This window comes from Mycobacterium sp. E3251, from assembly GCF_001666835.1.
Taxonomy (GTDB): domain Bacteria; phylum Actinomycetota; class Actinomycetes; order Mycobacteriales; family Mycobacteriaceae; genus Mycobacterium.
The window spans coordinates 1-26474 of the sequence record NZ_LZJF01000122.1 but is presented as its reverse complement, the minus strand read 5'-3'; the positions used below and the strand labels follow the sequence as shown (position 1 = coordinate 26474).

29 protein-coding genes and 1 tRNA gene are annotated in these 26474 nt (G+C 65.3%); 16 read left to right on the top strand and 14 right to left on the bottom strand.

What is annotated here, in order from left to right; genetic code table 11:
- Position 1: 1 nt before the first annotated feature.
- Entirely contained in the window at positions 2 to 385 is a 384-nt protein-coding gene (crcB, locus tag A5697_RS14970; RefSeq protein ID WP_067945532.1) for a fluoride efflux transporter CrcB, read from the bottom strand.
- Positions 382 to 777, bottom strand: a complete 396-nt coding sequence (crcB, locus tag A5697_RS14965; protein WP_068011219.1) for a fluoride efflux transporter CrcB — start codon at positions 775 to 777, stop codon at positions 382 to 384. The genes crcB (A5697_RS14970) and crcB (A5697_RS14965) overlap by 4 nt, the downstream gene beginning before the upstream one ends.
- Before the next feature lie 104 nt (positions 778 to 881).
- On the opposite strand from crcB (A5697_RS14965), the gene pgm reads away from it, so the two are divergent.
- From pgm to A5697_RS14950, 3 genes are all read left to right on the top strand, one after another.
- Positions 882 to 2510 (top strand): phosphoglucomutase (alpha-D-glucose-1,6-bisphosphate-dependent), encoded by a 1629-nt coding sequence (pgm, locus tag A5697_RS14960; RefSeq protein ID WP_068011217.1) that lies wholly within the window; start codon positions 882 to 884, stop codon positions 2508 to 2510.
- Positions 2511 to 2602: 92 nt separating this feature from the next.
- On the top strand, positions 2603 to 3772 hold the full coding sequence (locus A5697_RS14955; RefSeq protein WP_068011215.1) for an MFS transporter: 1170 nt from the start codon (positions 2603 to 2605) through the stop codon (positions 3770 to 3772).
- 53 nt (positions 3773 to 3825) lie between these two features.
- Positions 3826 to 3898: transfer RNA gene (locus A5697_RS14950), tRNA-Ala, on the top strand.
- Between the two features lie 31 nt (positions 3899 to 3929).
- Here the strand turns inward: A5697_RS14950 and A5697_RS14945 are convergent.
- Positions 3930 to 4757: a DUF1906 domain-containing protein gene (locus A5697_RS14945; protein WP_067945539.1), complete on the bottom strand. Its 828-nt coding sequence runs from the start codon at positions 4755 to 4757 to the stop codon at positions 3930 to 3932.
- A 252-nt stretch (positions 4758 to 5009) separates the two neighbouring features.
- Here A5697_RS14945 and A5697_RS14940 point away from each other — a divergent pair, with 252 nt between their 5' ends.
- The 3 genes from A5697_RS14940 to A5697_RS14930 are packed head-to-tail and all read left to right on the top strand — an operon-like array spanning position 5010 to position 7372.
- Positions 5010 to 5975 (top strand): metal-dependent hydrolase, encoded by a 966-nt coding sequence (locus A5697_RS14940; protein WP_068011213.1) that lies wholly within the window; start codon positions 5010 to 5012, stop codon positions 5973 to 5975.
- A complete protein-coding gene (locus A5697_RS14935; protein WP_067945543.1) occupies positions 5972 to 6160 on the top strand; it encodes a ferredoxin in 189 nt (62 codons plus the stop codon). The genes A5697_RS14940 and A5697_RS14935 overlap by 4 nt, the downstream gene beginning before the upstream one ends.
- 3 nt (positions 6161 to 6163) lie before the next feature.
- Positions 6164 to 7372 carry an NAD(P)/FAD-dependent oxidoreductase gene (locus A5697_RS14930; RefSeq protein ID WP_067945545.1) on the top strand — a complete coding sequence of 403 codons (1209 nt, stop codon included), beginning with the start codon at positions 6164 to 6166 and terminating at the stop codon, positions 7370 to 7372.
- 44 nt (positions 7373 to 7416) lie between these two features.
- Here the strand turns inward: A5697_RS14930 and A5697_RS14925 are convergent, their stop codons facing one another.
- Entirely contained in the window at positions 7417 to 8361 is a 945-nt protein-coding gene (locus A5697_RS14925; RefSeq protein ID WP_067945547.1) for an NADP-dependent oxidoreductase, read from the bottom strand.
- 135 nt (positions 8362 to 8496) lie between these two features.
- Here A5697_RS14925 and A5697_RS14920 point away from each other — a divergent pair, with 135 nt between their 5' ends.
- Positions 8497 to 8982 (top strand): MarR family winged helix-turn-helix transcriptional regulator, encoded by a 486-nt coding sequence (locus A5697_RS14920; protein ID WP_067945711.1) that lies wholly within the window; start codon positions 8497 to 8499, stop codon positions 8980 to 8982.
- Between the two features lie 2 nt (positions 8983 to 8984).
- On the opposite strand, the gene A5697_RS14915 is transcribed toward A5697_RS14920, so the two are convergent.
- The gene (locus A5697_RS14915; RefSeq protein WP_067945549.1) at positions 8985 to 9314 is read right to left on the bottom strand and encodes a hypothetical protein; all 330 of its coding nucleotides are present in this window, start codon (positions 9312 to 9314) and stop codon (positions 8985 to 8987) included.
- A gap of 224 nt (positions 9315 to 9538) precedes the next feature.
- Here A5697_RS14915 and A5697_RS14910 point away from each other — a divergent pair, with 224 nt between their 5' ends.
- The 3 genes from A5697_RS14910 to A5697_RS14900 all read left to right on the top strand — a co-directional run bounded on the left by A5697_RS14910 (position 9539) and on the right by A5697_RS14900 (position 10810).
- Positions 9539 to 9733, top strand: a complete 195-nt coding sequence (locus tag A5697_RS14910) for a long chain fatty acid-CoA synthetase Faa4p (RefSeq protein WP_067945713.1) — start codon at positions 9539 to 9541, stop codon at positions 9731 to 9733.
- Positions 9734 to 9817: 84 nt separating this feature from the next.
- Positions 9818 to 10060 carry a hypothetical protein gene (locus A5697_RS14905; RefSeq protein WP_068011211.1) on the top strand — a complete coding sequence of 81 codons (243 nt, stop codon included), beginning with the start codon at positions 9818 to 9820 and terminating at the stop codon, positions 10058 to 10060.
- Between the two features lie 9 nt (positions 10061 to 10069).
- Positions 10070 to 10810, top strand: a complete 741-nt coding sequence (locus tag A5697_RS14900) for an SDR family NAD(P)-dependent oxidoreductase (RefSeq protein WP_068011209.1) — start codon at positions 10070 to 10072, stop codon at positions 10808 to 10810.
- Here A5697_RS14900 and A5697_RS14895 read toward each other — a convergent pair.
- The 6 genes from A5697_RS14895 to A5697_RS14870 all read right to left on the bottom strand — a co-directional run bounded on the left by A5697_RS14895 (position 10807) and on the right by A5697_RS14870 (position 19541).
- A complete protein-coding gene (locus tag A5697_RS14895; protein ID WP_068011207.1) occupies positions 10807 to 13635 on the bottom strand; it encodes an RND family transporter in 2829 nt (942 codons plus the stop codon). The genes A5697_RS14900 and A5697_RS14895 overlap by 4 nt on opposite strands.
- Entirely contained in the window at positions 13632 to 14030 is a 399-nt protein-coding gene (locus tag A5697_RS14890) for an MmpS family transport accessory protein (protein ID WP_067945558.1), read from the bottom strand. Before A5697_RS14890 ends, A5697_RS14895 begins: the two co-directional genes overlap by 4 nt.
- A gap of 218 nt (positions 14031 to 14248) precedes the next feature.
- Complete coding sequence (locus A5697_RS14885) at positions 14249 to 14683, bottom strand: hypothetical protein (RefSeq protein ID WP_068011206.1); 435 nt, start codon at positions 14681 to 14683, stop codon at positions 14249 to 14251.
- Positions 14684 to 14786: 103 nt separating this feature from the next.
- Entirely contained in the window at positions 14787 to 16259 is a 1473-nt protein-coding gene (locus A5697_RS14880) for a hypothetical protein (RefSeq protein WP_068011205.1), read from the bottom strand.
- 106 nt (positions 16260 to 16365) lie between these two features.
- Positions 16366 to 16983 (bottom strand): hypothetical protein, encoded by a 618-nt coding sequence (locus A5697_RS14875; RefSeq protein ID WP_068011204.1) that lies wholly within the window; start codon positions 16981 to 16983, stop codon positions 16366 to 16368.
- Positions 16984 to 17027: 44 nt separating this feature from the next.
- Positions 17028 to 19541: a glycogen/starch/alpha-glucan phosphorylase gene (locus A5697_RS14870; RefSeq protein ID WP_068011203.1), complete on the bottom strand. Its 2514-nt coding sequence runs from the start codon at positions 19539 to 19541 to the stop codon at positions 17028 to 17030.
- 241 nt (positions 19542 to 19782) lie between these two features.
- On the opposite strand from A5697_RS14870, the gene A5697_RS14865 reads away from it, so the two are divergent.
- Positions 19783 to 20616 carry an alpha/beta fold hydrolase gene (locus tag A5697_RS14865; protein ID WP_068011201.1) on the top strand — a complete coding sequence of 278 codons (834 nt, stop codon included), beginning with the start codon at positions 19783 to 19785 and terminating at the stop codon, positions 20614 to 20616.
- Between the two features lie 2 nt (positions 20617 to 20618).
- Here A5697_RS14865 and A5697_RS14860 read toward each other — a convergent pair whose 3' ends face one another.
- Entirely contained in the window at positions 20619 to 20942 is a 324-nt protein-coding gene (locus A5697_RS14860; RefSeq protein ID WP_082953410.1) for a multidrug efflux SMR transporter, read from the bottom strand.
- Between the two features lie 67 nt (positions 20943 to 21009).
- Between A5697_RS14860 and A5697_RS14855 the strand changes: the two genes are divergently transcribed.
- The gene (locus A5697_RS14855) at positions 21010 to 21933 is read left to right on the top strand and encodes an alpha/beta fold hydrolase (RefSeq protein WP_082953404.1); all 924 of its coding nucleotides are present in this window, start codon (positions 21010 to 21012) and stop codon (positions 21931 to 21933) included.
- The gene (locus A5697_RS14850; protein WP_068011198.1) at positions 21930 to 22358 is read left to right on the top strand and encodes a DoxX family protein; all 429 of its coding nucleotides are present in this window, start codon (positions 21930 to 21932) and stop codon (positions 22356 to 22358) included. Before A5697_RS14855 ends, A5697_RS14850 begins: the two co-directional genes overlap by 4 nt.
- Positions 22359 to 22377: 19 nt before the next feature.
- Here A5697_RS14850 and A5697_RS14845 read toward each other — a convergent pair whose 3' ends face one another.
- Positions 22378 to 22593, bottom strand: a complete 216-nt coding sequence (locus A5697_RS14845; protein WP_231972073.1) for a hypothetical protein — start codon at positions 22591 to 22593, stop codon at positions 22378 to 22380.
- 216 nt (positions 22594 to 22809) lie between these two features.
- Here A5697_RS14845 and A5697_RS14840 point away from each other — a divergent pair, with 216 nt between their 5' ends.
- From A5697_RS14840 to A5697_RS14830, 3 genes are all read left to right on the top strand, one after another.
- The gene (locus tag A5697_RS14840; protein WP_197501014.1) at positions 22810 to 23508 is read left to right on the top strand and encodes an MspA family porin; all 699 of its coding nucleotides are present in this window, start codon (positions 22810 to 22812) and stop codon (positions 23506 to 23508) included.
- Positions 23509 to 23719: 211 nt separating this feature from the next.
- Positions 23720 to 24322, top strand: coding sequence for a sensor domain-containing protein (locus A5697_RS14835; RefSeq protein WP_231972072.1), 603 nt, complete (start codon positions 23720 to 23722; stop codon positions 24320 to 24322).
- A 135-nt stretch (positions 24323 to 24457) separates the two neighbouring features.
- Positions 24458 to 25414, top strand: a complete 957-nt coding sequence (locus A5697_RS14830; protein ID WP_068011194.1) for an LLM class F420-dependent oxidoreductase — start codon at positions 24458 to 24460, stop codon at positions 25412 to 25414.
- Here the strand turns inward: A5697_RS14830 and A5697_RS14825 are convergent.
- Positions 25399 to 26474 (bottom strand): iron-containing alcohol dehydrogenase (locus tag A5697_RS14825; protein WP_156673309.1); only part of this gene is annotated, 1076 nt, incomplete at its 5' end. The two genes, A5697_RS14830 and A5697_RS14825, sit on opposite strands and share 16 nt — an antisense overlap.

Here is a 26474-nt window from a genome sequence, read left to right as displayed (position 1 = left end):
CTCAGAGCCGCTCGGCAATGGACTGCGCGAGGAGCGCCGCCGCCTCACCCAGCGCGACGCTGATGACGATGTTGGCGACCGCCGCGCGCACCTGTCGCTCCTCGCCGAGCCGCTGAGTTTCCAACATCCAGGTGGAAAACGTGGTGTAGGCGCCGACGAAGGCGGTGCCGGCCAACAGGGCCGCCTCCTTGTTCAGCACCAGGCCGCCAAGAAATCCCAGCAGCGCCGCGCCGCTGACGTTCACGACGAGCGTGCCGAACGGGAAGGATTGGGCGGCCCTGCGGGCCACCGCGCGGTCGACCACGAACCGCAGCACCGACCCGACGCCGCCGATCAGCGCGACGCCAGTCCATACCGCAGCCGTCGTGAGCGCGCCGGCCGTCATGCGCGGATCCGTACCCTGCGCACCAATTTGGTGGCCAAGTGCACTGCCAGCAAGCCCAGCACGATGCTGGTCACGGTGTAGCACGCGGCCAGGGTCCAATGCCCGTGCTCGACCATCCTCAGCGTCTCGACTTGCATCGTGGAGAACGTGGTGAGTCCACCGCACAACCCGGTGCCGAGCAGGGGACGCCGGTAACTCGACAACGGCAACCGCTCTAGCAGCCGGGTGGTGAAGTAGCCCAAGAGGAATGCGCCGACGATGTTCACCGTCAACGTCGGCCACGGCCATTTCGCTGGGTCACCGGCGGCGAGCGTGCCCAGGCCGGCACGGGCGAGGGAGCCCAGCGCCCCGCCGGCAAAAACCGCGGCCAACTCGCGATAGTCGTGTGCCACGCGTAATCCCTTCCCCTCTCCAGGACTTACGGGTGGGTGAATCCGGGACGTCAGAAAAGTACCTGACAAGTCAGCGAGCTGCGCCACGGGCAGAATTGAGAACCATGGCCCACCCCCGCGCCGGTCAGCCGGCCCAGCCCCAAGACCTCGTCGACCTGCCCCACCTGGTGACGGCCTACTACTCGATCCAGCCCGATCCCGACGACGTCGCCCAGCAGGTGGTGTTCGGCACGTCGGGCCACCGCGGGTCCGCGCTCAACGGGGCGTTCAACGAGGCCCACATCCTGGCCATCACCCAGGCCATCGTCGAATACCGCGCCGCCCACGGCGCCACCGGACCGTTGTTCATCGGCCGTGACACACACGGCCTTTCCGAGCCGGCCTGGGTGTCGGCGCTGGAGGTCCTCGCGGCCAACGATGTGGTCACGATGGTCGACTCCCGCGACCGCTACACCCCGACGCCGGCCGTCAGCCACGCGATCCTCAGCTACAACCGCGGCCGCACCGAGGCGCTGGCCGACGGGATCGTCGTGACGCCGTCGCACAACCCACCGCCGGACGGCGGCTTCAAGTACAACCCGCCCAACGGCGGCCCGGCCGACACCGACGCGACCAACGCAATCGCCAAGCGCGCCAACGAGATTCTGCGTGATGGTGCCGGGGTGAAGCGGGTGCCGCTGGCCCGGGCGCTGCGGACCGTCCAGCGCCACGACTACCTCGGCAACTACGTCGACGACCTGGCAGGCGTGATCGACATCGACGCCATCCGCGCGGCCGGGGTGCGGATCGGGGCGGACCCGCTCGGCGGGGCGAGCGTCGACTACTGGGGTGAGATCGCGCAGCGGCACCGTCTGGACCTGACCGTGGTCAACCCGCTGGTCGATGCGACCTGGCGGTTCATGACGCTCGATCACGACGGCAAGATCCGTATGGACTGCAGCTCGCCGGACGCGATGGCCGGCCTCATCGCCAATCGCGACCGCTATCAGATCGCCACCGGCAACGACGCGGACTCCGACCGCCACGGCATCGTCACGCCCGACGAAGGGCTGCTCAACCCCAACCACTACCTGGCGGTGGCCATCGATTACCTCTACACGCACCGACCGTCGTGGCCGGAGGGCATCGCCGTCGGCAAGACCGCGGTCAGTTCGTCGATCATCGACCGGGTTGTCGCCGGCATCGGCCGCAAGCTCGTCGAGGCGCCGGTCGGGTTCAAGTGGTTCGTCGACGGCCTGATCGGCGGCACCATCGGCTTCGGTGGCGAGGAGTCGGCGGGGGCGTCGTTCCTGCGGCGCGACGGCTCGGTCTGGACCACCGACAAGGACGGCATCATCCTCGCGCTGCTGGCCTCCGAGATCCTGGCCGTCACGGGGTCCACGCCGTCGCAGCGGTACCGGGAACTGACCGCCGAATACGGCACACCCTTCTACGCGCGGGTCGACGCGCCCGCCGATCGTGACCAAAAAGCCCGGCTGGCCAAGCTCTCGCCCGAGCAGGTGACCGCGACCGAGGTGGCCGGCGAGCCGATCACCGCGAAACTCACCGCCGCGCCCGGCAACGGTGCCGCGCTGGGCGGATTGAAGGTGACGACCGCCAACGCATGGTTTGCCGCGCGGCCGTCGGGCACCGAGGATGTCTACAAGATTTACGCGGAATCCTTCAACGGTCCCGAGCATTTGGCGGAGGTGCAGGAAGCCGCGCGCGAGGTGGTTAATAAAGTCATTGGGTGACGATTTCGCTCAGGCTTACCCGTTCGGGAGAACGTGGTTCCCGTCCCCCGCGGCTGCCGCGCGAAGTCTGGATTCTGAGCTGGGCGAATGTCATGGTCGCGCTGGGCTATGGCGTCATCTCGCCGGCGATGCCCGCTTTCGCCCATACCTTTGGCGTCAGCATCAAGGCGGTGACTTTCTTGGTCACCGTCTTTTCCTTGAGCCGGTTGTGTTTTGCCCCGGTGAGCGGGGTGCTGGTGCAGCGGTTGGGCGAGCGCCGGATTTACATCGGTGGTTTGCTGATCGTGGCGTTGTCCACCATCGCGTGCGCGTATTCGCAGGCCTATTGGCAACTACTGGCTTTCCGGGCCATCAGCGGCATCGGCTCGACGATGTTTTACGTCTCGGCGTTGGGGCTGATGATCCACATCAGCCCGCCCGATGCGCGCGGACGGATCGCCGGGTTGTTCACCACGTCGTTCATGGTTGGCGCGGTCGGCGGCCCGGCCGTCGGCGGCCTGACCGCGGGGTGGGGGTTGACCGCGCCATTCATCGTGTACGGCGTCGCGATGCTGGGGGTTGCGACTGTGTTGTTTTATGGCCTGCGGCATTCGGAGCTCGCCGCGCCCCGTCCGCCGACACGGTCCACGGTGACGATGCGCCAGGCGCTGCGATTCCGCGCCTATTGGGCAGCGCTGTTGGCCAATTTCGCGACCGGCTGGGCGGCGTTTGGGCTGCGCGTCGCGCTGGTGCCGCTGTTTCTCTCCGACGTCATGGGCGAAAGCGTCGGAATGATCGGGGTGGCGCTGGCGGCCTTTGCGGCCGGCAACGCTGTGGCCGTCGTTCCCAGCGGGTACCTGTCCGACCGGATGGGACGGCGCACGTTGTTGATCATCGGCCTGGCGGCGTCCGGTGTGGCGACCGCCGCGCTGGGAGTCGTGTCGTCGTTGCCGGCGTTCATGATCGCTGCGGCGGTATCCGGTGCGACCACAGGCATTTTCATGTCGCCGATGCAGGCCGCGGTGGCGGACATTCTCGGCAGCGAGGCGCGCGCTGGAATGCCGGTGGCGGCGGTGCAGATGCTGTCCGATCTAGGTGCCATCGTCGGCTCCGTGACGGTCGGTTGGGCCGCCGAGGAATTGAGCTTCGGTTGGGGCTTCGGCATCAGCGGGATTGTCCTGGTGATCGCCGCCTTTGGCTGGGTGCTGGCGCCGGAGACGCGGACGCTGATCCATCCCGAGCACGGCTTGGCGGAGCCCCAGGAGGACGGCGAGGCGGCCTGAACAGCAACTTTGAACCAGGGTGGCGCTTGGTGTAGCTTCGATTGGCACGACTTGGGGCTATGGCGCAGCTGGTAGCGCACCACACTGGCAGTGTGGGGGTCAGGGGTTCGAGTCCCCTTAGCTCCACCGAAATTCGGCAGTGCGACGAAACGTGGGCTTAAGGATGTAGGTTCCACTGGCCGCAATCGCCGGCGAGGACGTCGTTGACGTCGACTTCGAGCCCTCCGACTCTTGGGCCGGGATTCGCTGCCGTACTCACCACGCGTTGGTAGAGAACCGCGGCAGGGTCGACCTGGCCGTGGGACCAGGCCTTGGTCTGCCAGGCCCACCGGTGGCCGGGGGTGCGCGAATTGCCGATAACGCCGTCGGCGGCGGCCCATCGGCACACATCGAGACCGCCGTAGACACCGGTGCGCTGCACTCCCAGCACCGAATTGATTCCGCGAAACCACTTGACCGCCAAGTTGTTCCAAGTGTCGTGGTCTATGTCCTCGTCGACGCTGAAGAAGATCGGGGCGCTCTGACCGCCACCCGCCGCGGTGTGCAGGCCCCAGGCGGTGCGCGCATCGGCAACACCGCCCTCGAACCCGCGCCTGAAGTCCGATGGTGCCGTCCCGCCCGGCTTACCGTATTGGTAATTGCTGACGATCATCAGCCCGGCAGCGGTCAGCTGCTCGGCGTAAGGCCGGGTGATCGGCTTGGCGCCCATGGACGAGCCGGGACGCGATAGCGACACGTAGTTGATGACCCCGGCGTAGCCGGCAGCTCGAATCTGCTCCGCTGGAATTTGGCGCATGGCGAAGTCGATCAGTTTGGGAGTGGTGGCAGCCGTCGTAGGAACGGCATCCGCCGTAGGGATGGCGACACTGGCTGATGCCGCATACAACGCCGGCAGTGCAGATATAGCGATGGCGTAGCGCAATACGTCGCGTCGGGGGAGAGGGCGCGACCGGGGCAAGCGCACGGTCACCGACAAGTCCTGCATCGCGTGATGTTAAGTTTGTGATTTTTGTTAACAGAAGTGTCGTGCTGTAGTCGATATCAAATCGATCCCGTGTCGTTCACCGACCTGAGTCAATGGCTGGAAGCGTCAGCGACGATTCCGTCGGCAGGGAACTCTCAGCATCCCGGTACCCCTGGTACGCATAACCCGCCACTCGTGTGGGTACGCGGCCGAGTGAACGCTTGTTCGCGAGAATCTATGCCCGCACAGCCTGTCGGCGGGAGGGAGCTTCTGATGCCCGAGGTCGAACTTCATCACGATGGACACCCCACATATCGCAGGATGGTCCGGTTCGATTGGTCGGAGACGCCGGTGCACTGGGTGCCCGACGACCCGTTCTCGACGCACATGATCAACGTCCTGCATCTGTTGCTGCCGGAGGGCGAGCGGCACTTCATCAAGGCCGTGCTCGAAGCGTCGTCGCTGGTCGAGGACCCGGAGTTGGAGGCGGCCATCAAGCCGTTCATCCAGCAGGAGTCCTGGCATGCGTGGGCGCATCAGGTGGTGCTGGACCACCTGGCCGAGCAGGGCATCGAGACCAAGCCGTATACCGATCGGCTCGGCAGGCTGTTGTCGATGACGCTGGGCGACGCGCCCAAGTGGTTTCCGCCTGCCATGAAGCGGTGGTGGCTGTACCGGCGGCTGGCCGATGTGGCCGCGCTGGAACATTACACCGCGATGTTGGGCCAGTGGGTGCTGACGAACCGGGGTCTGGACTACGCGAAGGCCGACCCCATGATGCTTGACCTGCTGCGTTGGCACGGCGCGGAGGAGGTCGAGCACCGTTCGCTGGTGTACGACGTCTACCAGCACGTCTCTGGGAGCTACCTGATCAGGGCGTTCTCGATGCTGTTCGTCTCGCCGCTGTTCATCGGTTGGTGGGTCGCGGGGGCTCGTTACCTGATGGCCCAAGACCCGACCATCGATGACAAGTGGCGCTGGCGGGACTGGTTATGGGCCGCCCGCGAGTACCGGTTGCCGGGCCCGTGGAAGCTCATGGTGACGACGCCCGTCAGGTACATGCGGCCCAGCCATCATCCCAACGACGAGGCGGACACGCAGATGGCGATCGACTACCTGGACTATTCGCCGGTGGCGAAGGCCGCCCGGGAGCGGGCGCGAGCCCAGGGGAAGTCACCGGATCAAACCCAAGGGATCGAGACTTCCGGCAACGGAGCACGAAAGGCGAAGGCGCGATGAAGGTTTCGGTAGATCTTGACACCTGCGATGGCAACGGCGTGTGCATGAGCATCTGCCACGAGGTGTTCGACGTGCGCGAGGACGGTCTCCACGTACTGCAGGAGGATGCACCCGACGAGCTGCGCCAGCAGTTGATCGGCGCCCAAGTGTCGTGTCCCACGCAGGCGATCACGGTGAAGGATTGAGCGATGCCGAGGGGAAGAGACCTGAAAGAGATCGTCGTCGTCGGTGCCGGCGTGGCGGGCACGCGCGCGGCGGAAACGCTGCGGCAGGAGGGCTATGACGGCGCCCTGACCATCGTCGGCGCCGAGCGGCACGCCCCTTACCATCGCCCGCCGCTGTCGAAGAAGTTCCTCACCGGCAAGGTGCACCGGGCCGGCGTCGACCTGGCGCCGCAATTCGACATGGAAGCGCGCGTCGTGCGCGGCGCATCGGCCCTCAGGTTGGACCTGTCCTCACGCACCGTTCATATGCGCGACGACGGCCAGGAATTCGCCTTGCCGTTCGACGGGCTGGTGATCGCCAGCGGCGCGGTCCCACGCGAATGGCCCGGTGGCCCGGTCGCGGACGGGGTGCTGATGCTGCGCACGGTCGAGGACTGCCTGACCATCCGGGACCGACTAAGTTCGCGACCGCGGGTGGTGGTCGTCGGCGGCGGGTTCATCGGCGCCGAGGTCGCCGCGAGTTGCCGGGCGATGGGTTTGGACGTGGTGCTGGTCGAGAAGGCCGGCAGCTTATTGCTTTCCGCGCTGGGTGAGGAACTGGGGTCGCGCTGGGCCGACCTCCATCGTCAACATGGCGTGGAGCTGCGAGTGGGCGTGGGCGTCGAGGGATTCGAGGGTAACGGCCGGGTGGAGGGCGTCCGGCTCACCGACGGCTCACGGGTTCCGGCCGACCTCGTCATCGTTGGGCTCGGGGTCATCCCGGCCACCGACTGGCTGGACGGCTCCGGATTGCGTGTCGACGACGGCGTGATTTGCGACGCGACGGGCGCGGCCGAGGGCGGGGACGCCGTTGTTGCCGCCGGCGATGTCGCGCGGTGGTGGCACCCGCTGTACGAACGGCATCTGCGCACCGAGCACTGGGACGACGCGGGCCGTCAAGGCGCGGCTGCGGCCAGGACCCTGCTGGCGGGGCCGGACGGCGCGGAGTCCTATGACGAGGTGCCGTACTTCTGGTCCGATCAGTACGACGTCAAGCTGCAAATGCTCGGCGTGCCAACCGATTACGATGCGGTCGAGGTCGTCGAAGGCGATCCGGGCACCTGGGAGTTCGTCGCCGCGTACGGGCGGGGCGGTCGCACCATCGCTGTGCTCGGGACTATCCCGGGCCGGGTATATGCCTATCGCGAAGCCATCGAGAAGCGAGCCGAATTTCCGCCGAGCCGACCGGATTAGCGAATGCGGGCATCCGCTACTGCGTATCCGGTTCTGGCCGAACGTCACTCACTCGCAGGAACGAGAATGGTCTTTCCCGGCAGGCGATTGGCGTCGGAGTCATCGTGCACGGCGGCGACGTCGGTCAGCGGGCGGCGGCCGGCGACGTCGATCGCCAGTTGCCCGGCATCGACCCGGTTGACGAGTTCGCCCAGCTGCGCGGCGTCGCTGCGGACGAAGACGCGCTGCGCCCGCACCCCCCGTGCCGGGTCCTCGGCTCCCGATGTCATGGTGCCGATATAGAACCCACCGTCGGCGACCAGACCGACGAGGGCCGCGGTCTGCTCCGGTGAGGTACTGACCAGATTCAGCACCACGTCGAACGGCTGCCCGGCGACGGCGAGCGGCGTGGACGTGTAGTCGATGTAGTCGATGATCCGGTCGGCCCCGTAGCGCCGCAGGCGGTTCTCGCTGCGGGCCGAGGCGGTCGCGGTGACAACGCCTCCGGCCTGCTGGGCCAGTTGAACCGCGTAGCCGCCGACCGCTCCACCCGCTCCGTTGATCAGAACGGACTGACCGGCCCTCAACTCGGCGACCTCGAACAGCGCCTGCAAAGCCGTCAAACCGACGGTCGGCAGTGCGGCGGCATCGGCCAGCGGCACCGACTTCGGCGCGGCGGTCAGCACCCCGGCCGGTGCGAGCGCGTACTCGGCGGCAGCGCCCGGGGCGTCCAGCGGAAGCATCCCGACGACGGCGTCGCCAACTTTCCAGCCGGTCACCCCCTCGCCGAGACCGGCGACGATTCCCGCCACGTCGACGCCCGGGGTGTGGGGGAAGGAGATGGCGTACACCTCGGACAGGTAGCCGCCGCGGATGCCGGCATCGACCGGGTTGAAGGAGGTGGCCGCCACCTTCACCAGGACCTGGCCCGGGCCGGGCGCCGGCCGCCGAACCTCCTCATACCGCAGCACGTCGCTGCCGCCGTAACGGTGATACTGCACAGCCTTCATGATCTTCTCCGTTCGTAGGTGCTTCGAGATCGAAGCGGTTGCAGTCCGTACAACTTGCTTCGAAGTCGAAGCGATCCCGGAGGGCGGCGTGATGACCACCACATTGCTTCAATGTCGAAGCATTATGATCGCGTCATGACGGAGTCGCTAAAGCCCCCGCAGATGCGCGCGTACTTCGCCCTGATGGAGGGAGTAAGCCTGCTCCAGTACGCCGTGCAACGACAGTTACGGGCCGAGGGCGATCTCAGCTATGTGCAGTTCGAGATCCTGGCGAAGCTTGCCGACGCCCAGCGTCACCTCACCATGACCGAGCTGGCCGACGGTGTGGTCTACAGCCGCAGCGGTCTGACCCATCAGGCGGGCCTGTTGGAGCAGGCGGGCCTCATCGCCCGCGAAACCAGCGACGCTGACCAGCGCGCCACGGTCGTCCGCATCACGCGGGCCGGCCACGCGCGCCTCGCCAAAGTCCTGCCCGGCCACATCGGCGTGGTCCGCGACTTGCTGTTCGATGCCCTTTCGGGCGAGGACGTGCGCGCGCTGGCCGACATCATGGGTCGCGCCCGCGATCACATGCGTGCTCGACCAGGGCGTTCGGCCGCCTCGCGCAAACGCCGGCGCTGATCTCATCCGACCTTCGTCAACGGTGTGCAGCCGTGCGTGATGAACTTCGCCACCTCGGGAGCCTGAATTCGCGCGACCACCGGGTTTTTCTGGGTCCCGCTGTCGGAAGCGATCAATTTCCCGTCGCCCGTCCACGTTGTGAAGATGCACGCGGCCGAATAGTCGCCCGGTTCGGCATGGGCGACGTAGGTGCCGTAGGGGAGCTGGGCGGGCACCGCGTAGGAACCGGGCCCGTAGCCTCCGTCCGCATGCGCCGACGGGACGGCAAGACTGCCGATGATCAACGCGGACACGGCGCTCGCCGCGAGTCCGGGCGGCTGGACCGGTCGCATAAGCGCAAACATTAAGTCCCGGCGACGACCTGGTGGAGAGTGCGCATCAGTTGCGTGCCAGTCTGACTGGCCGATTAGGTTTTCGCCACGATGCGCATTAATCTTTCCCGCGGTTCGATTGCGACTCTCCGAAAGCAGCCATGCCCATTCAGCCAACCCTGTTGCGCCGACAATCACTGCGCAGCGCCCGTGCACATCGGGCCGCTCCCCGCGTGAAGTGCCCCATGGTCGGCCAGTGCTTCGATATCGAAATCACGCGCGACGCTGACGGGTGGATGATCCGGATTCCCGAGATCAGCAGGATCACGCGGACCAGCCGCCGGGGTGCGGTGGAGTTGGCGGCGCGCGAATGCATTGCGACCTGGACCGGCATCCCCATCGGCTATGTCGCCGTCTATGTCGTCAGCGAGACCGGTTAGCCGCGGCAGGCCTCGGCCTCATGTTGGCCAAGGTGTATCCCGCGCGTGATCGCGCCGCGACGGTGACGCACAACGCTCATCATCATGACGGTGCTCACGGCAGTCGCCGCGTTGACGGTGGCGGTGTGTGTCGGCTACTGCCTCGGCCGGCGCGCTGGGGCGAGGCCGCGAAGCTGGAAGGGGCGAACGAGCCGGGTGGCGTTGGGGCGGCTCGCGATCAGTCTGGTCGTGTTGTTGACCGCGCGCCGTGCGATGACCTTGTGGGGGCCCAGATTCGGTGCTCCCCTCGGGCTGCTGCGGGGTGGCGTTGCGCGGATGCGGTATTGAGCGACTGATATGGCAACGCTAGAGGGCAAGGTCGCCCTGGTGACCGGAGCGTCGTCAGGCCTGGGCGCCGAGACGGCCCGGCTCTTTTCCCGTGAGGGCGCAACGGTTTTCGGCATCGGCCGGGGTACCGCACGCTTGGCCGAGGTGTTCGCGGATGTCCAGAATGGTTCTTACGCATCGGTCGACGTTTCCTCCGCGCAGGCCTGCCGCGGCGCGGTCGAGCAGTGCGTGCGCGAGTTGGGCGGGCTTGACGTCCTGGTCAACGTGGCGGGCCACCACCAGATGCGCCGGACGGAGTCGATGACCGATGAGGACTGGGCGCATGACCTCGCGGTGAATCTGAACGGGCCGTTCTACCTGTGCCGGGCCGCGCTGCCGCACCTGCTGGAGCGGGGCGGCAACATCGTCAACGTGGGCTCCATCGCCGGTGTTGAGGGCCAGGCGTACTCGGCCGGCTACTGCGCCGCCAAGCATGGCCTGATCGGACTCACCCGCGCTCTGGCGGTGGAGTACACCGCGGATCGCTTGCGCGTCAACGCGATCTGCCCGGGCGGCATGCTCACGCCGCAGATCGAACATTTCAGTGCGCCGGACAATCCCAACTACGAACTGATCATGCGCACCGCCTCCCCGCGCGGGATGATGCAGCCCCTCGATGTGGCGAACGTGATCGCCTTCCTGGCCAGCGATGCCGCGGCCGCCGTGCACGGCGCCGTCTATCGCGTCGACAACGGCAAGGGCGCCGGCTAGCGCGCGACCGCCGGGCGGCTGCGGACCAGCGTGGGCCACCAGAACCACGGCCCGAGGATTCGCAGGATGCACGGTACGACGAATGAACGCACGATCAGCGTGTCGAGCAGCAGGCCGATGCACACGGTCGAACCCACCTGGCCGATCGTCCTGAGATCACTGGTGAGCATGGCCAGCATGGTGAACGCGAAGACCAGACCCGCGGATGTCACCACGCCGCCCGTGCTGCCCAGCGCGCGGATCAGACCGGTGTGGATCCCGCCGTGCAGCTCCTCTTTGACCCTGTTGATCAGCAGCAGGTTGTAGTCCGACCCGACCGCCACCAGGATGATGAACGTCAGCGGTAGCACGAGCCAGTGCAGGTGCAGGCCGATCAGGTGCTGCCAGACAAGTATGGACAGGCCGAACGCGCCGGCGTAGGAGAAGGCCACGGTGCCGGGAATCACCAAGGCCGCCACCAGACTTCGCGTGATGAACATCATGATCAAGAAGATCAGCACGAAGGCGGCGATCGCGGCGATCATGAGATCGGACATCGCGTATTGCTTGATGTCCTTGTCGTTGGAGCCCGAACCGCCGATGTAGATTCGCGCGCCGGCCAACGAGGTCTCTTTCAGGATCGTCTTTATCGCGTCGGGGAACTGTTCGACGTGTTCCACGCCCTCGGGGCCCATCGCATCGCCCTCGTGGGTGACGATGAACCGGGCCGCCTTGCCGTCCGGCGACATCATCAACTTCATGCCCGTCTTGACGTCCTCGTTGTCGAAGCCCTCGTGCGGGATGTAGAAGAAGTCGTCGCTGCGGGACTTGTCGAAGTCGTTCCCGACGTTGATCAGATCATCGAAAGTCTGCTCCGTTTGCACGGATTGCAGATCAGCGGATCCGTAACTGTTGACCAACTTCGACTGCAGTGCCTCGGTATCGTCGGCGGTGGCTTTCAGTTGGGCGATGATCTGCGGGAAGGTTTTGTCCACCTCCTGCAGAGACACCTTCGCGTCCGCAATGTCGTCGGCCAACTTGTCGATTTGATCGATGGTCTCGAACAGCGACCGAAACGTCCAGCAGATCGGGATGTCGAAACAGTGCCTCTCCCAATAGAAGTAGCTCTTGATCGGACGGAAGAAATCGTCGACGTTCGAGACCTCGTCCCTGATGTCGTCGCTGACCCTTTGCAGGTCCTCGACGGTGAGTACCGTCTGATGCAGTTCGTCGGAAACCTTTTGGAAGAAGCCGACCTCTTTGCGCAAGACCGCGACGGAGTGCGCCTGGATCTCGGCCTGCGCGTCGGTGTTGGCGTTCTGCTCCCTGTTGAACGGGAGTTGTTGACCGTTGCCGCTGCCCTGCGTGGTGAATAGGTACGGAATGCTGGCGTGCTCGAGCGCCCGGCCCAAGGGCCGCGTCATGCCTTGCACCATCGCCACACCGTGCAGGCGAATCAGAGCCTTCGCGACGCGGTCCAGCGAGATGAAGTCGGCCGAGTTGCGCATGTCGTGATCGGTTTCGACCATCAGCATCTCGGAGAACAGCTTGCTCTTGGGAAAGTGCCGATCCGCCGCCTGGAAACCGAGATTGGCGGGCGCACTGGCCGGCTGGTACTGGCGATCGTCGTAGTTCTGCCGGTACGTCGGTACGAAGATCGCCCCGATCATGACGACGGCAGAACTGGCCGCCAGGATCGGCACCGGCCAGCGCACCACGCTCGCCCCGATGCGGCGATAGAGACGCCCTTTGGCCTCGGTTCTCGGATCGAACATCCCGAACAGACTGCCGACGGTCAGCGCCGCCGGGCCCAGCGTCATCGCCGCCGCGATGGTGAACAGCATGGTGATCGCGACGGCCGGCCCCATGGTGTGGAAGTAGTTGAGGCGCGCGAACGTCAAGCAATAACACGCACCGGCGATCGTCAGGCCCGAGCCGATGATGATCGGCGCGACACCCTTGTACGCGATGTAGAAACTGTCCTCCCGGCTTTCGCCCGCCTGTCGCGCCTCGTGATATCGACCCATCAGGAAGATGCCGTAATCGGTTCCCGCTCCCAGGGTCAGCGCGATGACGATGTTCACCGCGAACGACGAGAGTTCGATGTACCCGAGGTGACCGAGCGTTGACACGACACCCTTGGCGACGAGCATCTCGATGAGCACCCCGAGCAAAGGCACCAACAGGGTTGAAGGAGCGCGATACACCAGCAGCAGCATCACCACGATGAGGCAGATCGTGACGATCGTGACGTTGTTCAGGCTGGCATTGGCGATGGAAAGCGTGTCGGAGGCCAGCGGAGCCGCGCCGCTGACGTAGACCTTGAGGCCGGGCGGCGGCGGGTCCTTTTTGATGATGTCGCGGACCGCGTCCACGGATTGGTTGGCTTGAATCTGGCCGATGTCGCCGGCGAGTCGCAGCAGCACATACGTGCACTTGCCGTCCACGCTCTGTGCCCCCGCCGCGGTGAAAGGCTTGCCCCACAGATCCATCACGTATTGCACGTGCCGGGTGTCGTGCTGGAGGCGGCGCATCAGATCGTCGTAGTACCGGTGGTCTTGGTCTCCCAGTGGTCGATTCGCCTCGAACACCACCATGGTCAGGTTGGTCGAGTTGGATTCGTGGAACTTTTCGCCGATGTGCAGCAGCGCCCGTTGTGAGGGCGCGTAGTGCGGGACCATCGGTCCGGCGAGCTCTTCGGCGACCCGTTCCACTTGGGGCATAAAGGTGTTCGTGCTGACCGCGAGCAGGCCCCAGAACAAGATGATCGGTATCGCGAAAGCCCGGACCATCCTGGGGATGAACGGGCGCTTGACCCGGGGCTCGTCAAAACGATGCTCGCTCATGCCGACTTGACCCTGCACTCGACGTCGGCGTCCTGATGGTCGTCCGTCTGTTCGTCGCGGATCACGCCGTCCACGAGCATTCGGCAACCCACCTGACCGCCGTGGACATGCACCGAGATGCTGCCGGAGGCTACCGAGAGCGTGGTGGTCTCCGTGTGGGACCACGGCAGAGTCGTGATTTCGACCTGATGCGGATGGCCGTCGATGTCGATGTAGACGAGTTTTCCGCCCTGAGCGGCGGAGCCGAACACCTCATAGGTGATCCGTTTGACGTTGAACTGCTCGGGCGCCTGTGGGCCGTTGACGGTGATGACCGGCTCAGGTTCCGAGAACTGGTGCACCTTGTACATGCAGAGCAGACCGACACCGACCGCTACCACGGTGACCAACGGCATCCAGGCTCGCTCCAAGACAGTCCTGCTGACTGAACGAGGACTCACTCGTTCATCTCCCCGACCCCTCCTGACCTTGTGTTCGTGCCATCCCCGACCGCCGTCCGCGTGCGGCAAGACCAGATGACATATCAACCTGCTTGATATGTCACGGTAAAGAGACTACTGCAACCGGGCCGCAGGCGCGATCCCGGCGTGCCGGATCTCGTCATGCGGACCGCTTACGATGCGGTGGTCGCGCTGCGCAGGCGCCTTTTCAACCGTGCGCTGCCGAGCAGGCGAAGGGCCAGGTTAGTGGAGGTCAGCATCGGGATCACCCCGAGAAATGTGCGCTCGGACGGCGTCGCTCCGTGCAGGTGGTAAAGGCTGCCGAATACGTAGAAGCAGCCCAACATGAACAACGCGCCCGGGATGCAGAGCGCCATGAAGGAGCTGCGATCGGCGACGATTTGCTTCGCGTAATCCAGTTCTTCGGACGACATCGGTTCGCGCTTGCGCAGTTTGCGCACGACCTCTTTGGCGCTCCCGATTTGCTCGCTCACCGGGGTGGTTGGTCGCCTCTCCATCCGCCGTACGAATACGGTGGCGATGCCGGCCAGCGTCAACGCCAGCCCTAACGCGACTACGGTCAGCAGACCGAACAAACTCTCAGTCACGATCGAATCCCTTCTGAGTCACCGCTTCCGATCGTCACCGTGGCGGGCAGGATGCCGCGGTTGACCTTGTCGGTACTCATCGGGAAACCTTACTTCTGGGGCATCAGAACCCGAAGTCGCCGCCGCTGGAGTCCGACCCACCGCCGAAATCGGAGCCGCCGAAATCGGATCCGCCGCCGAAGTCGGATCCGCCGCCGGAGTCCCAGCCGCCGCCGAAGTCCACGTCGCCACCGCCGGAATACGAGCCGTCGCTACCCGCGAAGCTGGTGTCGCCGCCGGAGTCATAGCCGCCGCCGAACCCGACGTCGCCTTGCTGGCTGTCGTAGCCGGCGCTTTGGCCGCCGTCGTAGTTCGCGTCCGCATACGCCGAGTCACGGCCGGCCTCGAAGCCGCGGTCGTAGCTGCCACCCCAATGGTCGTCCAGCAGCGCATCCATCAGCAGGACGTCGGTGAGCGCCCAACCCCAACCCGCCCCCCAGAACGCGTATGGGTAATAGCCGGGGTAGAAGAACATTCCGTTGTAGTAGCCGCCGCCGTAGTAGTGCGGATAGCCGGGCTGCGGGGTGGTGCTGTAGTTGTTGTTGTTGATCGTCACGTACTCACCGGTGTCGGGATTCTTCGCCCGCACCGAGGCCTGTTTGCGCTCGTCCTCGGGCACCGAGCCGACAGCGGCAACATTGGGCGCGGGGCGTCCGAGCTTCTGGTTGGCCCTGGCCACCGTGGACTCCACTACTCGCAGGTGTGCCCGCGCCGCGCCGTAGTCGCCTGTCTCGTAAGCCTTTCGGGCGTCGTAGAGGCTGGCGTTGGCCTTGGTCGACTCCGCGCTGACGTCCGTTTCGCTGTTGGTGAGCACCGCGTTGTCGATGTCCCCGACACCGGATTCGGCGGTGATCAATTCTTGTTTGATCTGTTCACGCTCCTGTGCAGCCTTGCGGCGCTTGCGATTTCGGCTGACAGCGAATGAGACCAAGGCGACCACGCTCAATGCGACGGCAATGAAGACGAGCATGGTCCACAGCCATGCCCAGCGGTCGGGGTTCTGGTGCACGACGGGGGAGGTGGTGGCCGCCGGCCCCCCAGAAGACACGTCCAACCTGGTCAATTTGTTGACGAATTCACTCGTCGCGCCCTGCGGGTCGTTCCGGTGGATCCTGGCCGACTGGCTCATGAACGGGTCGACGCTGTCTGCGACCGCCTTGGGCACGTTGTAGGCGCGCACGTGATAGCCCTTGGAGTCGATGACCAGAATGATCCCGCTGAAAGCCGGATTGCGCCCTAGGACGACGTTGTGGATGGCATCCGGGGTGGTCACCCCGGTCTGACGGGGCGCCACCGACGCCACCCAGATCGGTGGCGTGGAACTCCACGTCCAGCGGCTGGTGAGGATCTGGTCGTTGAGCCGGTCCGGGTCCCGCAACGGCGGATTCGCCGCCGGGTCGGCCACCACGTGGGTCTGGGCGTTGAACTTGCCCACCAGCTGATCTGTGTAGGTGTCGGCCGAGGCGGCCGGCGCGAGGAGCACCGCCAGCATCGCGGTTAGCGCGGCCAGGACAAGCCCACGGAATCGTCGGGTCACTTTCCTCCTGCCAGGGGTCACGGTGTCGATCCTTGCTGTGGACCTTGAAAACGTCCACTGTCGCCCCCGGTCTGGTGCCGTTCTGGGCGGACCTCCTCGGCCGTCGCTAGGTCTGGCTTTGATCGATGTACCCGCGGGGGAGCACCGAGAAGTCAACGCATGCTGCGGTCAGGACGTCGCCCAGGTGCGGCTCGACCGGTGCGGCGAGGGTCAGCATCGCGCCGGCCGATGGTGCCTTCAGGGTGGCGACGTTGCGGTTGGTCAGCAGCTGGATCGCATCGGATTCAATGTCACTCCAACCGGTGTGAACGGTCATCAGCGTGAGCACGCCGAGCGCCTCGCCGGACGGCGAGAACAAGCGATGATGCCAGGCGCCGTCGGCCTTGTGCCCGGTGTGCGGCCGCACCACCGCCAGCACGGTGCCGCCACCGTCTTCCAGGCGTGCCGCGCCGTCGGCTGGGACGATTTTTCCCACGGGCACGCCGCCGCTGGTGATGGTGGTCGTTGCGGCCACCGCGATCTTGAGTTCGTCACCGCTGGCCGCGGACAACGTGTAGTCGCTCTTGCCCCCGTTCTTGAAACCGAACAGCACTGCGGCGCCGCCCTTTTGCTGGGCATGCGCCAGTTCGGTGCCATCGGGGGTGGCGAGCGCGACGCGCAACGCGTTGGATGTCGACCTCGTCACGCGCGCGACGACGACCGTTGCATTGCCCAGAATCGGCATGGCGAGATCCTAGGCCCGGGCACCGCGATTATCAGCCGCTTTTCTCACATCTTGACGGTCAGCGGCCACACGTTCCAGATGTCGTCGCAGTACTCGGCGATGGCGCGATCCGATGAGAACTTGCCGCTGCGGGCGGTGTTCAGGATGGACATCTTCGTCCACGACTCCCTGTCCTGCCACGCGGCGCTCACCTGCTCCTGGCACTTCACGTAGGCCGCATAGTCGGCGCACACCAGGAACGGGTCTTCATGGCGCAGGTTGTCCACCAGCGGCCGGAACACCTCGGTGTCGCCTCGTGAGAACGTACCGCCGGCAATCAGGTCGAGCACCGCGCGCAGTTCGTCGTTGCCTTCGATGTAGTCGGCCGGGCGGTACCCGCCCGCCTTGACCGCCTCGACCTCCTGCTCGGTCAGCCCGAACAGGAAGAAGTTCTCCGGGCCCACCTCGTCGCGCATCTCCACGTTCGCGCCGTCGAGCGTGCCGACGGTCAGGGCGCCGTTGATCATGAACTTCATGTTGCCGGTCCCGGACGCTTCCTTGCCCGCGGTGGAGATCTGCTCGGACAGGTCGGCTGCCGGGTAAATCATGTGGGCGTTCTGCACGTTGAAGTTCGGCACGAACGCCACCTTGAGGAACCGGCTGACATCCGGGTCGGCGTTGACGGTTTCCCCAACGGCGGTGATCAACTTGATGATCCGCTTGGCCATGAAGTACCCGGGCGCCGCCTTGCCGCCGAAGATGAAGGCGCGCTGCGGAACCGACAGGCCCGGATCCTGCTTGAGCCGGTGATACAGGGCCACGATGTGCAGGACGTTGAGATGCTGACGCTTGTACTCGTGGATGCGTTTGACCTGTACGTCGAACATCCAGTCGGGGTTGAGGTCGACGCCTGCCACCGAGTGGATGTATTTGGCGAGGCGCGCTTTGTTGTTGCGCTTGATGTCGCGCCATTCCCGGCGGAAGGCGGCGTCGTCGACGAATGGCTCGAGTCCGCGCAGGCGGCCCAGGTCGGTCAGCCACCCGTCCCCGACGGTGCGGTCCAGCAATTCCCGCAGCCCGGGATTGGCCAGCGCCAGGAAGCGGCGCGGCGTCACACCGTTGGTCTTGTTGCTGAACCGCTCCGGCCACATCTGGTAGAAGTCTTTGAGCACACTGCTTTTCAGCAACTCGGAGTGTAACGCGGCGACACCGTTGATGGCGTGGCTGCCGACGGTGGCCAGGTGCGCCATCCGGACGTTCTTGCCGCCGTTCTCGCCGATGAGCGACATCCGGCTGACTCGGTCCTCGTCACCCGGGAATCGGGCGCGCACCTCGTCGAGGAATCGGCGGTTGATCTCGTAGATGATCTCGAGATGGCGCGGCAGTGACTCGGCGAACAGTTCCAGCGGCCAGGTCTCCAGTGCCTCGGGCAGCAGGGTGTGGTTGGTGTAGCCGAACGTCGCCACCGTGATTTCCCACGCCTCATCCCAGTCCAGGTGGCGTTCGTCGACCAGCAACCGCATGAGCTCGGCGACGCCGATCGATGGATGGGTGTCGTTGAGCTGCATGGCAAAACGCTGGGGGAGCTCCTTGACGGAAACGTCGGCCAGATCGTCCATGATGTGCAGCACGTGCTGCAAGGAGCAGGACACGAAGAAGTACTGCTGCAGCAGGCGCAGCTGTTTACCGGCCTCCGGCTCGTCGTTCGGATAGAGCACTTTGGTGACGGTCTCCGACATGACCTCGTCCTCGACCGCCCCGTAGTAGTCGCCGGTGTTGAAGGCCTCCAGGGCGAATGACTTGACGGCCCGCGCGCTCCACAACGTCAGCACGTTGCAGGTGTTGACGCCGTAACCCTGGATGGGCGTGTCATAGGCGACGCCCTTGAGCACCCGCCCCGGTATCCACTGGACGCGGTCGTGGCCGGCGTTGTCCGTGTAGTGAGCGGCGTAGCCGCCCCACTTGACCAGGTAGTTAACGTCGGGTTTTGCTATCTCCCAAGGGTTTCCGTGGTCCAGCCAGTTGTCGGTCTGCTCAACCTGCCAGCCGTCGTGGATCTCCTGGTCGAAAATGCCGAACTCATAACGGATTCCGTAGCCGATCGCTGGTCGCTCCAGGGTGGCCAGCGAATCCAGGTAGCACGCGGCCAGCCGGCCGAGGCCGCCGTTGCCAAGGCCCGGCTCCTCTTCGCAGGCCAGGACCGTGTCGAGGTTCTGACCCATCGCCGACAGCGCTTCACGGGCCGCCCGCTCCATGCCGAGATTCAGCAGGTTGTTGCCCAGCTGCGGACCCATCAGGAACTCGGCCGACAGGTAGCAGGTCACCTTGCGGCCGAGATCGAGTGAGGTCTGCGTCGAGACCACGCGGCGGTCCTGCATGCGGTCGCGCACGGCCAGTGCCAGCGCCCGGTAGTAGTGCTCGGGCCGCCGGGCCGCCGCCGGGCGGCCGATCGAGTAGCGCAGGTGATCGTTGATGGCCCGCTGCAGCGCGGCCGCACTCATCCCGGTGCGGGAGTGCTCAACCAGATCGGCCCTGGCGGGGGCGAGCCCGTCGGAGGGCGTCTGCTCGACATCGGTCATGGTGGGTCCTACTTCCTCGAGGTTGCCGCAATCAACCTGATCGCCCGCGGGCGGCAGACCGTCAGTCTGGCAGCGATGCTTGCACACCGGGCGCGCAGTTGAAGGCTGTTGCGTAAACACCAGCTCACGGGCCGGCGACGAAACGGCGTTGGCCGTAGGAGAGCCTGCGGTGGCGGGAATGGAGCGCCGCGTGTCTTGATGCGAGGGGTAGCGCGAGCATGGATCCGAATACGTTTCGACCATGTGGAACATCGATGGATGCAACGTGTTCGGCGAGGCCGTTGGCAGGGGAGAGCCGGTGCTACTGCTGCACGGATATCCGCAGAGCGCGTCCTGCTGGCGCCATCAGATCAAGGCGCTGTCCGACAGCCATCTTGTCGTAGCGCCGGACTGGCCAGGCTTCGGCCGGTCCGATCCGCCGGCGACCGGACCGACCTACGACAACGAAGTAGAGCGGATCGAACGATTCGTGGAGGAGTTGGGGTGGCAACGGTTCAACCTGTGCGCCCACGACTACGGTGGCTTCATCGGACTCGGCTATGCCATCCGTCATCCCGAGCGGGTGCTGCGACTCGCACTGTTGAACACCCGCGCACATGGCATCTTTCGCCCGTGGTTCTACCGCTTCTCGCGGGGCCAACACTGGATAGCCACCCGCCCGCCGCTGTCTCGTGCCGCGCAACACCTTCCGTTGGCCACGCTGCACCATCTAGCTCTTGCCCGCTACCGAAGACTCGGCTGTTTCGACACCGCGCTGGAAGCCGAGTATCTGGGCTGGATGAATTCGCCCGAGGGAAAGCGCACGTTCTGGAATTTCTTCGCTCATTACCCGGTCGCGGCCGTCCCGTGGCTCGCGGACGGACTCGGGACGATTCGGTGCCCGGCCGCGGTAATTTGGGGTGACCGCGATCCCTATATCCCGTTCAGCTCCGCACGCGAGTTGGCCGCGTCCATTCCGAACGCCAACCTGACCCGGCTGCGCGGCGCCGACCACTATGTCATGGAGGAACGCCCGCGCGAGGTGACCGCCGCGCTACTCGATCTGCTGAGTGCACCGCTGGTGGCCAGCGCATAGCCTCAATGGGCACCGGACAAGTTCAGCGTGACCACGCCGGCGATGATCAACCCGACCCCGACCACCTTGGCGACCGACACCGTTGAGCCGAGAAACAGCACGGCGATCAGCACGATGAGCGCGGTGCCGATTGCCGACCACAACGCGTAGGCGACGTCGGTCTGCATGCCGCGTGAAATGGACACCGCCAAGAGCGCGAAAGAGACGGCATAGCCGCTCAGGCATATCACGGTCGGCCACAGGCGGGTGAAGCCTTCCGTGCTCTTGAGCAGGCTGGTCGCTATCACCTCTGCGAAGATGGCGCAGAGGAGAAACACATAAGTCAAGGCGCCTCCTTGCGTGCGGACGTACATGTATGTGTGTACAGGACATGTCGTGGAAGGATTGCGGCGTATGACGTTTCCCGCGCGGCCAGTGAAGTTCGATGTCGGCGACGTTATCGGCGAGGAAGCGTCGCTGGCGGCGACGTACTATCCCACGCGCACCGGCGCGGAGGCGCAGGCACTATTGGTCTGTCTGCCTGGTGGTACCTACAGTCGCGACTATTGGGACCTGCACATCCCCGGCCAGCACGGGTACAGCTTCGCCGATTTCGCCACCGCGAACGGCTACGCCGTCGTCACCGTCGACCCCCTGGGTACCGGCGAAAGCTCCCAGCCCGCAAGCGATTTCGGCTTCGCCGACATCGCCGCCGCGCTCGCCCATGCGGTCTCCGCGTTGCCCGAAGTAACCGGAATCCACGCACGCCCCGTGGCAATGGCCCATTCCCTCGGCGGCTATCTCGCGATAACCCAACAAGCGCTGTTCTCCAGCTTCGCCGCATTGGCCCTACTCGGGTGCACCAACCAACACGTGGCACCACTGAACCTCGATCCCGTATTCATCGCCCGGTCGGCGACCGCGCAGGGACGCGCCGAGCTCGCCCGGGAGATCCTGTCCGCCTTGGAGCAGCCCTACTTCGAGGGTCCGCGCGAGCACTTGCAGAGTTGGTTCCACCTTGCCGATGTCCCCGCCGACGTCGTGGCCGCGGACTGCGTCGTCGCAAAATCGATGGTGCCGCGCGTGTTCGGCACCGCCATGATTCCCGGGGTCGTCGCGGAAGACGCCGCGCTGATCGACGTCCCCGTGTTGCTCGGGTATGGCGTCGTCGACGTCTCACCGGACCCACGCGCCGAGGCCGGTCTCTATCGCAGCTGCCCGGACATCACCACCCTGGTGCTGGGCGACAGCGCACACTGCCACAACATGGCGTCGGGTCGGCATCGGCTTTGGCGGCGCCTGCTCGACTGGGCCGCGACCGTAACCTTTGGATCGTGACAAAGGATCTGAGCCGCTACGCCCCGGCCGTGCTGAGTGTGTTTCGGGCCGTCTACGGGTTGCTGTTCGCCGCCTACGGCTCGAGGAGCCTGTTCGATTGGCCCGTCCCTTCGCCCGTTCGCGTCGAGTTCGGGTCCTGGCCCGGGTGGTACGCCGGTTTGATCGAAGTCGTCGCGGGCTTGTTGATCGCGACCGGCCTGTTCACCCGGGCCGTCGCGTTCGTGGCCTCGGGCGAAATGGCGGTCGCCTATTTCTGGATCCATCAGCCGCAAGCGCTCTGGCCCGTCGCCGATCCGCCGGCGGGCAACGGCGGCGGGTTGGCGATCCTGTTCTGCTTCGCGTTCCTGCTGCTGGTCTTCACGGGCGGCGGGAACTACTCGATCGACGCCTTGCGCAGGACGGCACTTCCCCTCGCCGGGGGATAATGGCATTGGGCGTAGCTAATCAGCTGCAGTTGGCGTGGAGATTCTGGCACCACATCCCGACGCCACCCCAGTCGCCTGACGAACCGACCGAATCTTCATATGGGTTCGTCATGGTGGTCGGATACTGGATCTGCCATTCGTCGATCGTCGGGATGTCGTCAACCTGGCCCGGATCCGGAGACGCGAGCGCTACCCCGACCGCCATTCCGGCTCCACCGGTCAAAGCTGCGGCCACGACCGAACCTGCGACAATTAGAGTCGCCCACCTACGATTCATCATCGTGACCCTTCCATTGTTTGCCTCGACTGCCGGCTAACAGAATTTAATTCTACCTTCGGTGTCGATATCGCATAAGCGTCACAAACACACAACAACTTCGATTGGCCGCCCAGCAAATTTCGCGACTCGAAATGGCAAGTGCGTACGTTGTCGTGCGTGAGGCCGGTTGCCGTGGTCGTTCGTCGCGCGCTGGTGGTCGCCGCTTGCCTCGTTTTGTCTGTGGTCACGACGCCGACGGCGATCGCCGATCCCGATGACGGTCCCGAGATCGAGCCTGCCGCTGCGACTTCGGCGCCGGCCGGGGGAGCGGTGCCCTCGAATCCCCCGGTGATCCTCAACACTCCCGACGGCTGGGTCTTGGGTCTGGGCGCGAAGGACGAGGCGCAGGTCCCCGTGGCACCGCTGACCACCTCTGTAGCGTCGCGCGAATACATGGCCAGCGGTATCTACGTCGGCTCGCTGAAGGGACCGGAAGAGCCTCACGGCATCCTGGAAGTCGGTTACCAGATCGGTTGTGGCATCGATATGAGTACATCCAACGGCGTGATCATGGAGGGCGGTGCCGGCATCATTCCGGGCGTCAGCCCCACCTTCGACACCACCGGTACATTGCCGCCCCTGCTGCCGTTTGTTTCGACCCCGATGAATGGCGTGATGAGCATCGGAATGAAACCCGGCCTCGTCCTCACGGTGCCGGTGATAAAGAAGCAATTCAAGGGAGCGAACCCCTGGGTCATGATCAGCAACTTCCACATCAAGATCGACGGATGCGTGGGCCAGTCGTTCATCCGTTCCTATGCGGTGTTGACCCGGATGAGCGACCTGTCCGACGTGGTGCTGTCGTACGTCGGAGTCACCAAATCCGTTTAATCGCACGGGATCGACAGGTCTGGGCGGGAGCTCTGGAGAATTCCAGTCTCCAAGTCAGTGAAGCGATTCGCGCGCGCCCCGGCACAGGCTTGGTGACCATGCGGCAGTGCGGTGAAATAGGCCGATGAGGTTAGCGGGCAAGCGGCATGCGCTGTCGATCCTGGTGTTGTCCGCGCTAACAGCGGGATGCACCGTGACTACCGGCGGAAGGGTGGTTGCGGCTCCGACGTTGGGTCATGCGCCGCAACCGCTGCCGCCCGGTGCGCTGTCCGGATTGCTGCTCGATACCGGCGATGTCGGCTCCATCATGGATGCTCACATGGAGGTCGTGGCTTCCGCCGACACGATGTACACCAATCGTCCCCTCGAGGATGGATGCTTGGTTTGGGCCGAAGCGCAGGAATACTCATACCAAGGCAGCGGCTGGACAGCTGTGCGCGTTCAGGAACTCAAGGACCACCGCGATCGTGCGGACCACATCGCCTACCAGGCGGTGGTGTCGTTTCCGGGGGCTATGGCCGCCCATGACTTCTACGCAAGCCAGGTGACCGGCTGGGCCAATTGCGATAACCGGCGTGTCGATCTGCATGACCCGGGCGACGCGAGCCCCCATTACTGGTCGCTGAGTAAGGCCAGCGTCGCGGATGGCGTTTTGGCGATCACTCGGGTCCAAGAGGAAGGCGTGGAGGGCTGGGCGTGCCAGCGGGCGTTGACAACCGCGAACAACGTTGTCGTCGATGTAAGCGCCTGCGCCGACCACATCGACGATCGGGGAATTGAGATCGCCAAACGGATCGCAAAGAAGATCCCGTAGTGGGCAGAGCCACCCTCGGCGACAACGCTTCGGAAAGTGTTTGCGGCACAAAGGTTTTGGAGAAGCGTGCCGTTCGGCGCCGAATAACGGCGAAGACGGTGCATAACGGGGCGCGCAGCGGGTAGCCCGCACGGCATGACCAAGATCGGATACTTTCTGTCCTGCGAGCAGTACAGCCCCAAGGAACTCGTGGACCAGGCTAAGCGTGCGGAAGCGGCCGGGTTTGACGCGCTGTGGATCTCCGATCATTTCCACCCTTGGAACGACGAGCAGGGCCAGAGCCCCTTCGTGTGGGGCGTCATCGGGGCGCTCTCCGAGGTGACGTCGCTGCCCGTCAGCACCGCCGTCACGTGCCCGACGGTCCGGACGCACCCGGCGATCATCGCGCAGGCATCCGCCACCGCCGCCGTTCAACTCGACGGCCGCTTCGTGCTCGGGGTGGGCAGCGGCGAGGCGCTGAACGAACACATCCTCGGCGACCCTTGGCCGTCGGTCGGCGTGCGCCAGGAGATGCTGGAGGAGGCGGTCGACGTCATCCGCCTGTTGCACCGCGGCGACGAGGTGAGTCACCACGGCAAGCACTATGAGGTGCAGGAAGCGCGCATCTACACACGGCCCGAGCAGCCGGTGCCGATCTACGTTTCCGGTTTCGGCCCGCAGGGGGCGGAGCTGGCCGGACGCATCGGGGACGGCTTCGTCCTGGTGATGCCGGAGGCCGACCTCGTCAAGACGTTCCGCGAGTCCGGCGGCGGTGACAAACCCGTGCAGGCCGGCGCCAAAGTCAGCTGGGACAAGGACGCCGACACCGCACTGAAGGCGGCACACCGGCTGTGGGGCAACGACGCGCTGCCCGGGCAAACCGCGCAGACCCTGCCGCGCCCCAAGGACTTCGCCGCCCTGATGTCTCTCGTCACGCCGGACCAGGTTGCCGAGGCGGTCACGTGCGGACCGGACCCCGACACGCACGTCGCGAAGGTGCGGGAGTACCTCGACGCCGACATCGACGAGGTGTATGTCCAGCAGGTGGGCCCGGACATGGACGGGTTCTTCGCGGCGTACGAGCGTGATGTGCTGCCTCAGCTGCGGGGTTGAGGTTGAGCTTCGGCGTCGCCGTAGAAGGCCGCCCGAAGCAAAGCGGAGATCTCGCTCACCAAGGGCATCCGCGGATTTGTGCGGTTGCTGAGGTCCTCGAACGCCGTCATCGCCAACGCCGGGAGCGCCCCCAGGTATTGCTTCTCGTCGATGCCGCACTCGCGCACCGATCGGGGCATGTTCAGTCGGTTCAGCAGATCATCGACCCCATGGAACAACCGGGCGCGGCACTCGTCTGGCTCATGGCCGCCGAAGATCAGTTGACCGAGCTGTGCGTATTTGTCCGGGGCGACGTAGGCGGAATAACCCGGCGCGGGCATGAACTTGCTGGGCAGACTTGCGTTGTAACGCAGCACGTGCGGCAGGAAGATACCGTTCGCCCGGCCGTGCGGAATCCCGAATCTAGCGCCGACCGCATGGGCGAGCGCATGATTGGTCCCGACGAACGCATTCGAAAAGGCAAGTCCGGCAAGCGTTGCCGCATTGGACATGTCAGTGCGCGCCGATAGGTCGTTGGGATCGTCGTACGCCCTCGGCAACGCATCGAAGATCAGTCGCGCCGCCTGGGCGCACAACGCGTCCGTATACGGCGACGCGAAGATCGAGACGGCCGCCTCCAGGGCATGGGTCAGCGCGTCGACGCCGGTGTCGGCGGTCAGTGTCCGCGGCATCGACGAGGTGAGGACCGGGTCGACGACCGCGAGGTCGGGCACCAGGCTGTAGTCGACGAGCGTCTCCTTCTTGCCGCGCACCGTCAACACCGCCGCCGGTGAGACTTCTGATCCGGTGCCCGATGTGGTTGGGACGGCAACCAATTGGACGCGATGGCGGTCGACCGGATAGTCGGCCACGCGCTTGCGCGGGTCGAGGAACGGCATCGTCAGCTCATCGAGGCTCTTCTCCGGGTGTTCGTAGAACAGGCGGATCGCCTTGCCGGCGTCCAGCACCGAGCCGCCGCCGACGGCGACCAGCAGATCGGGTTGGACCCGCGCCAGCATCGCGACACCGCGGCGGATGGTCTTTTCGTCGGGCTCCGGTGTCACCTCGCTGAACACCTGCA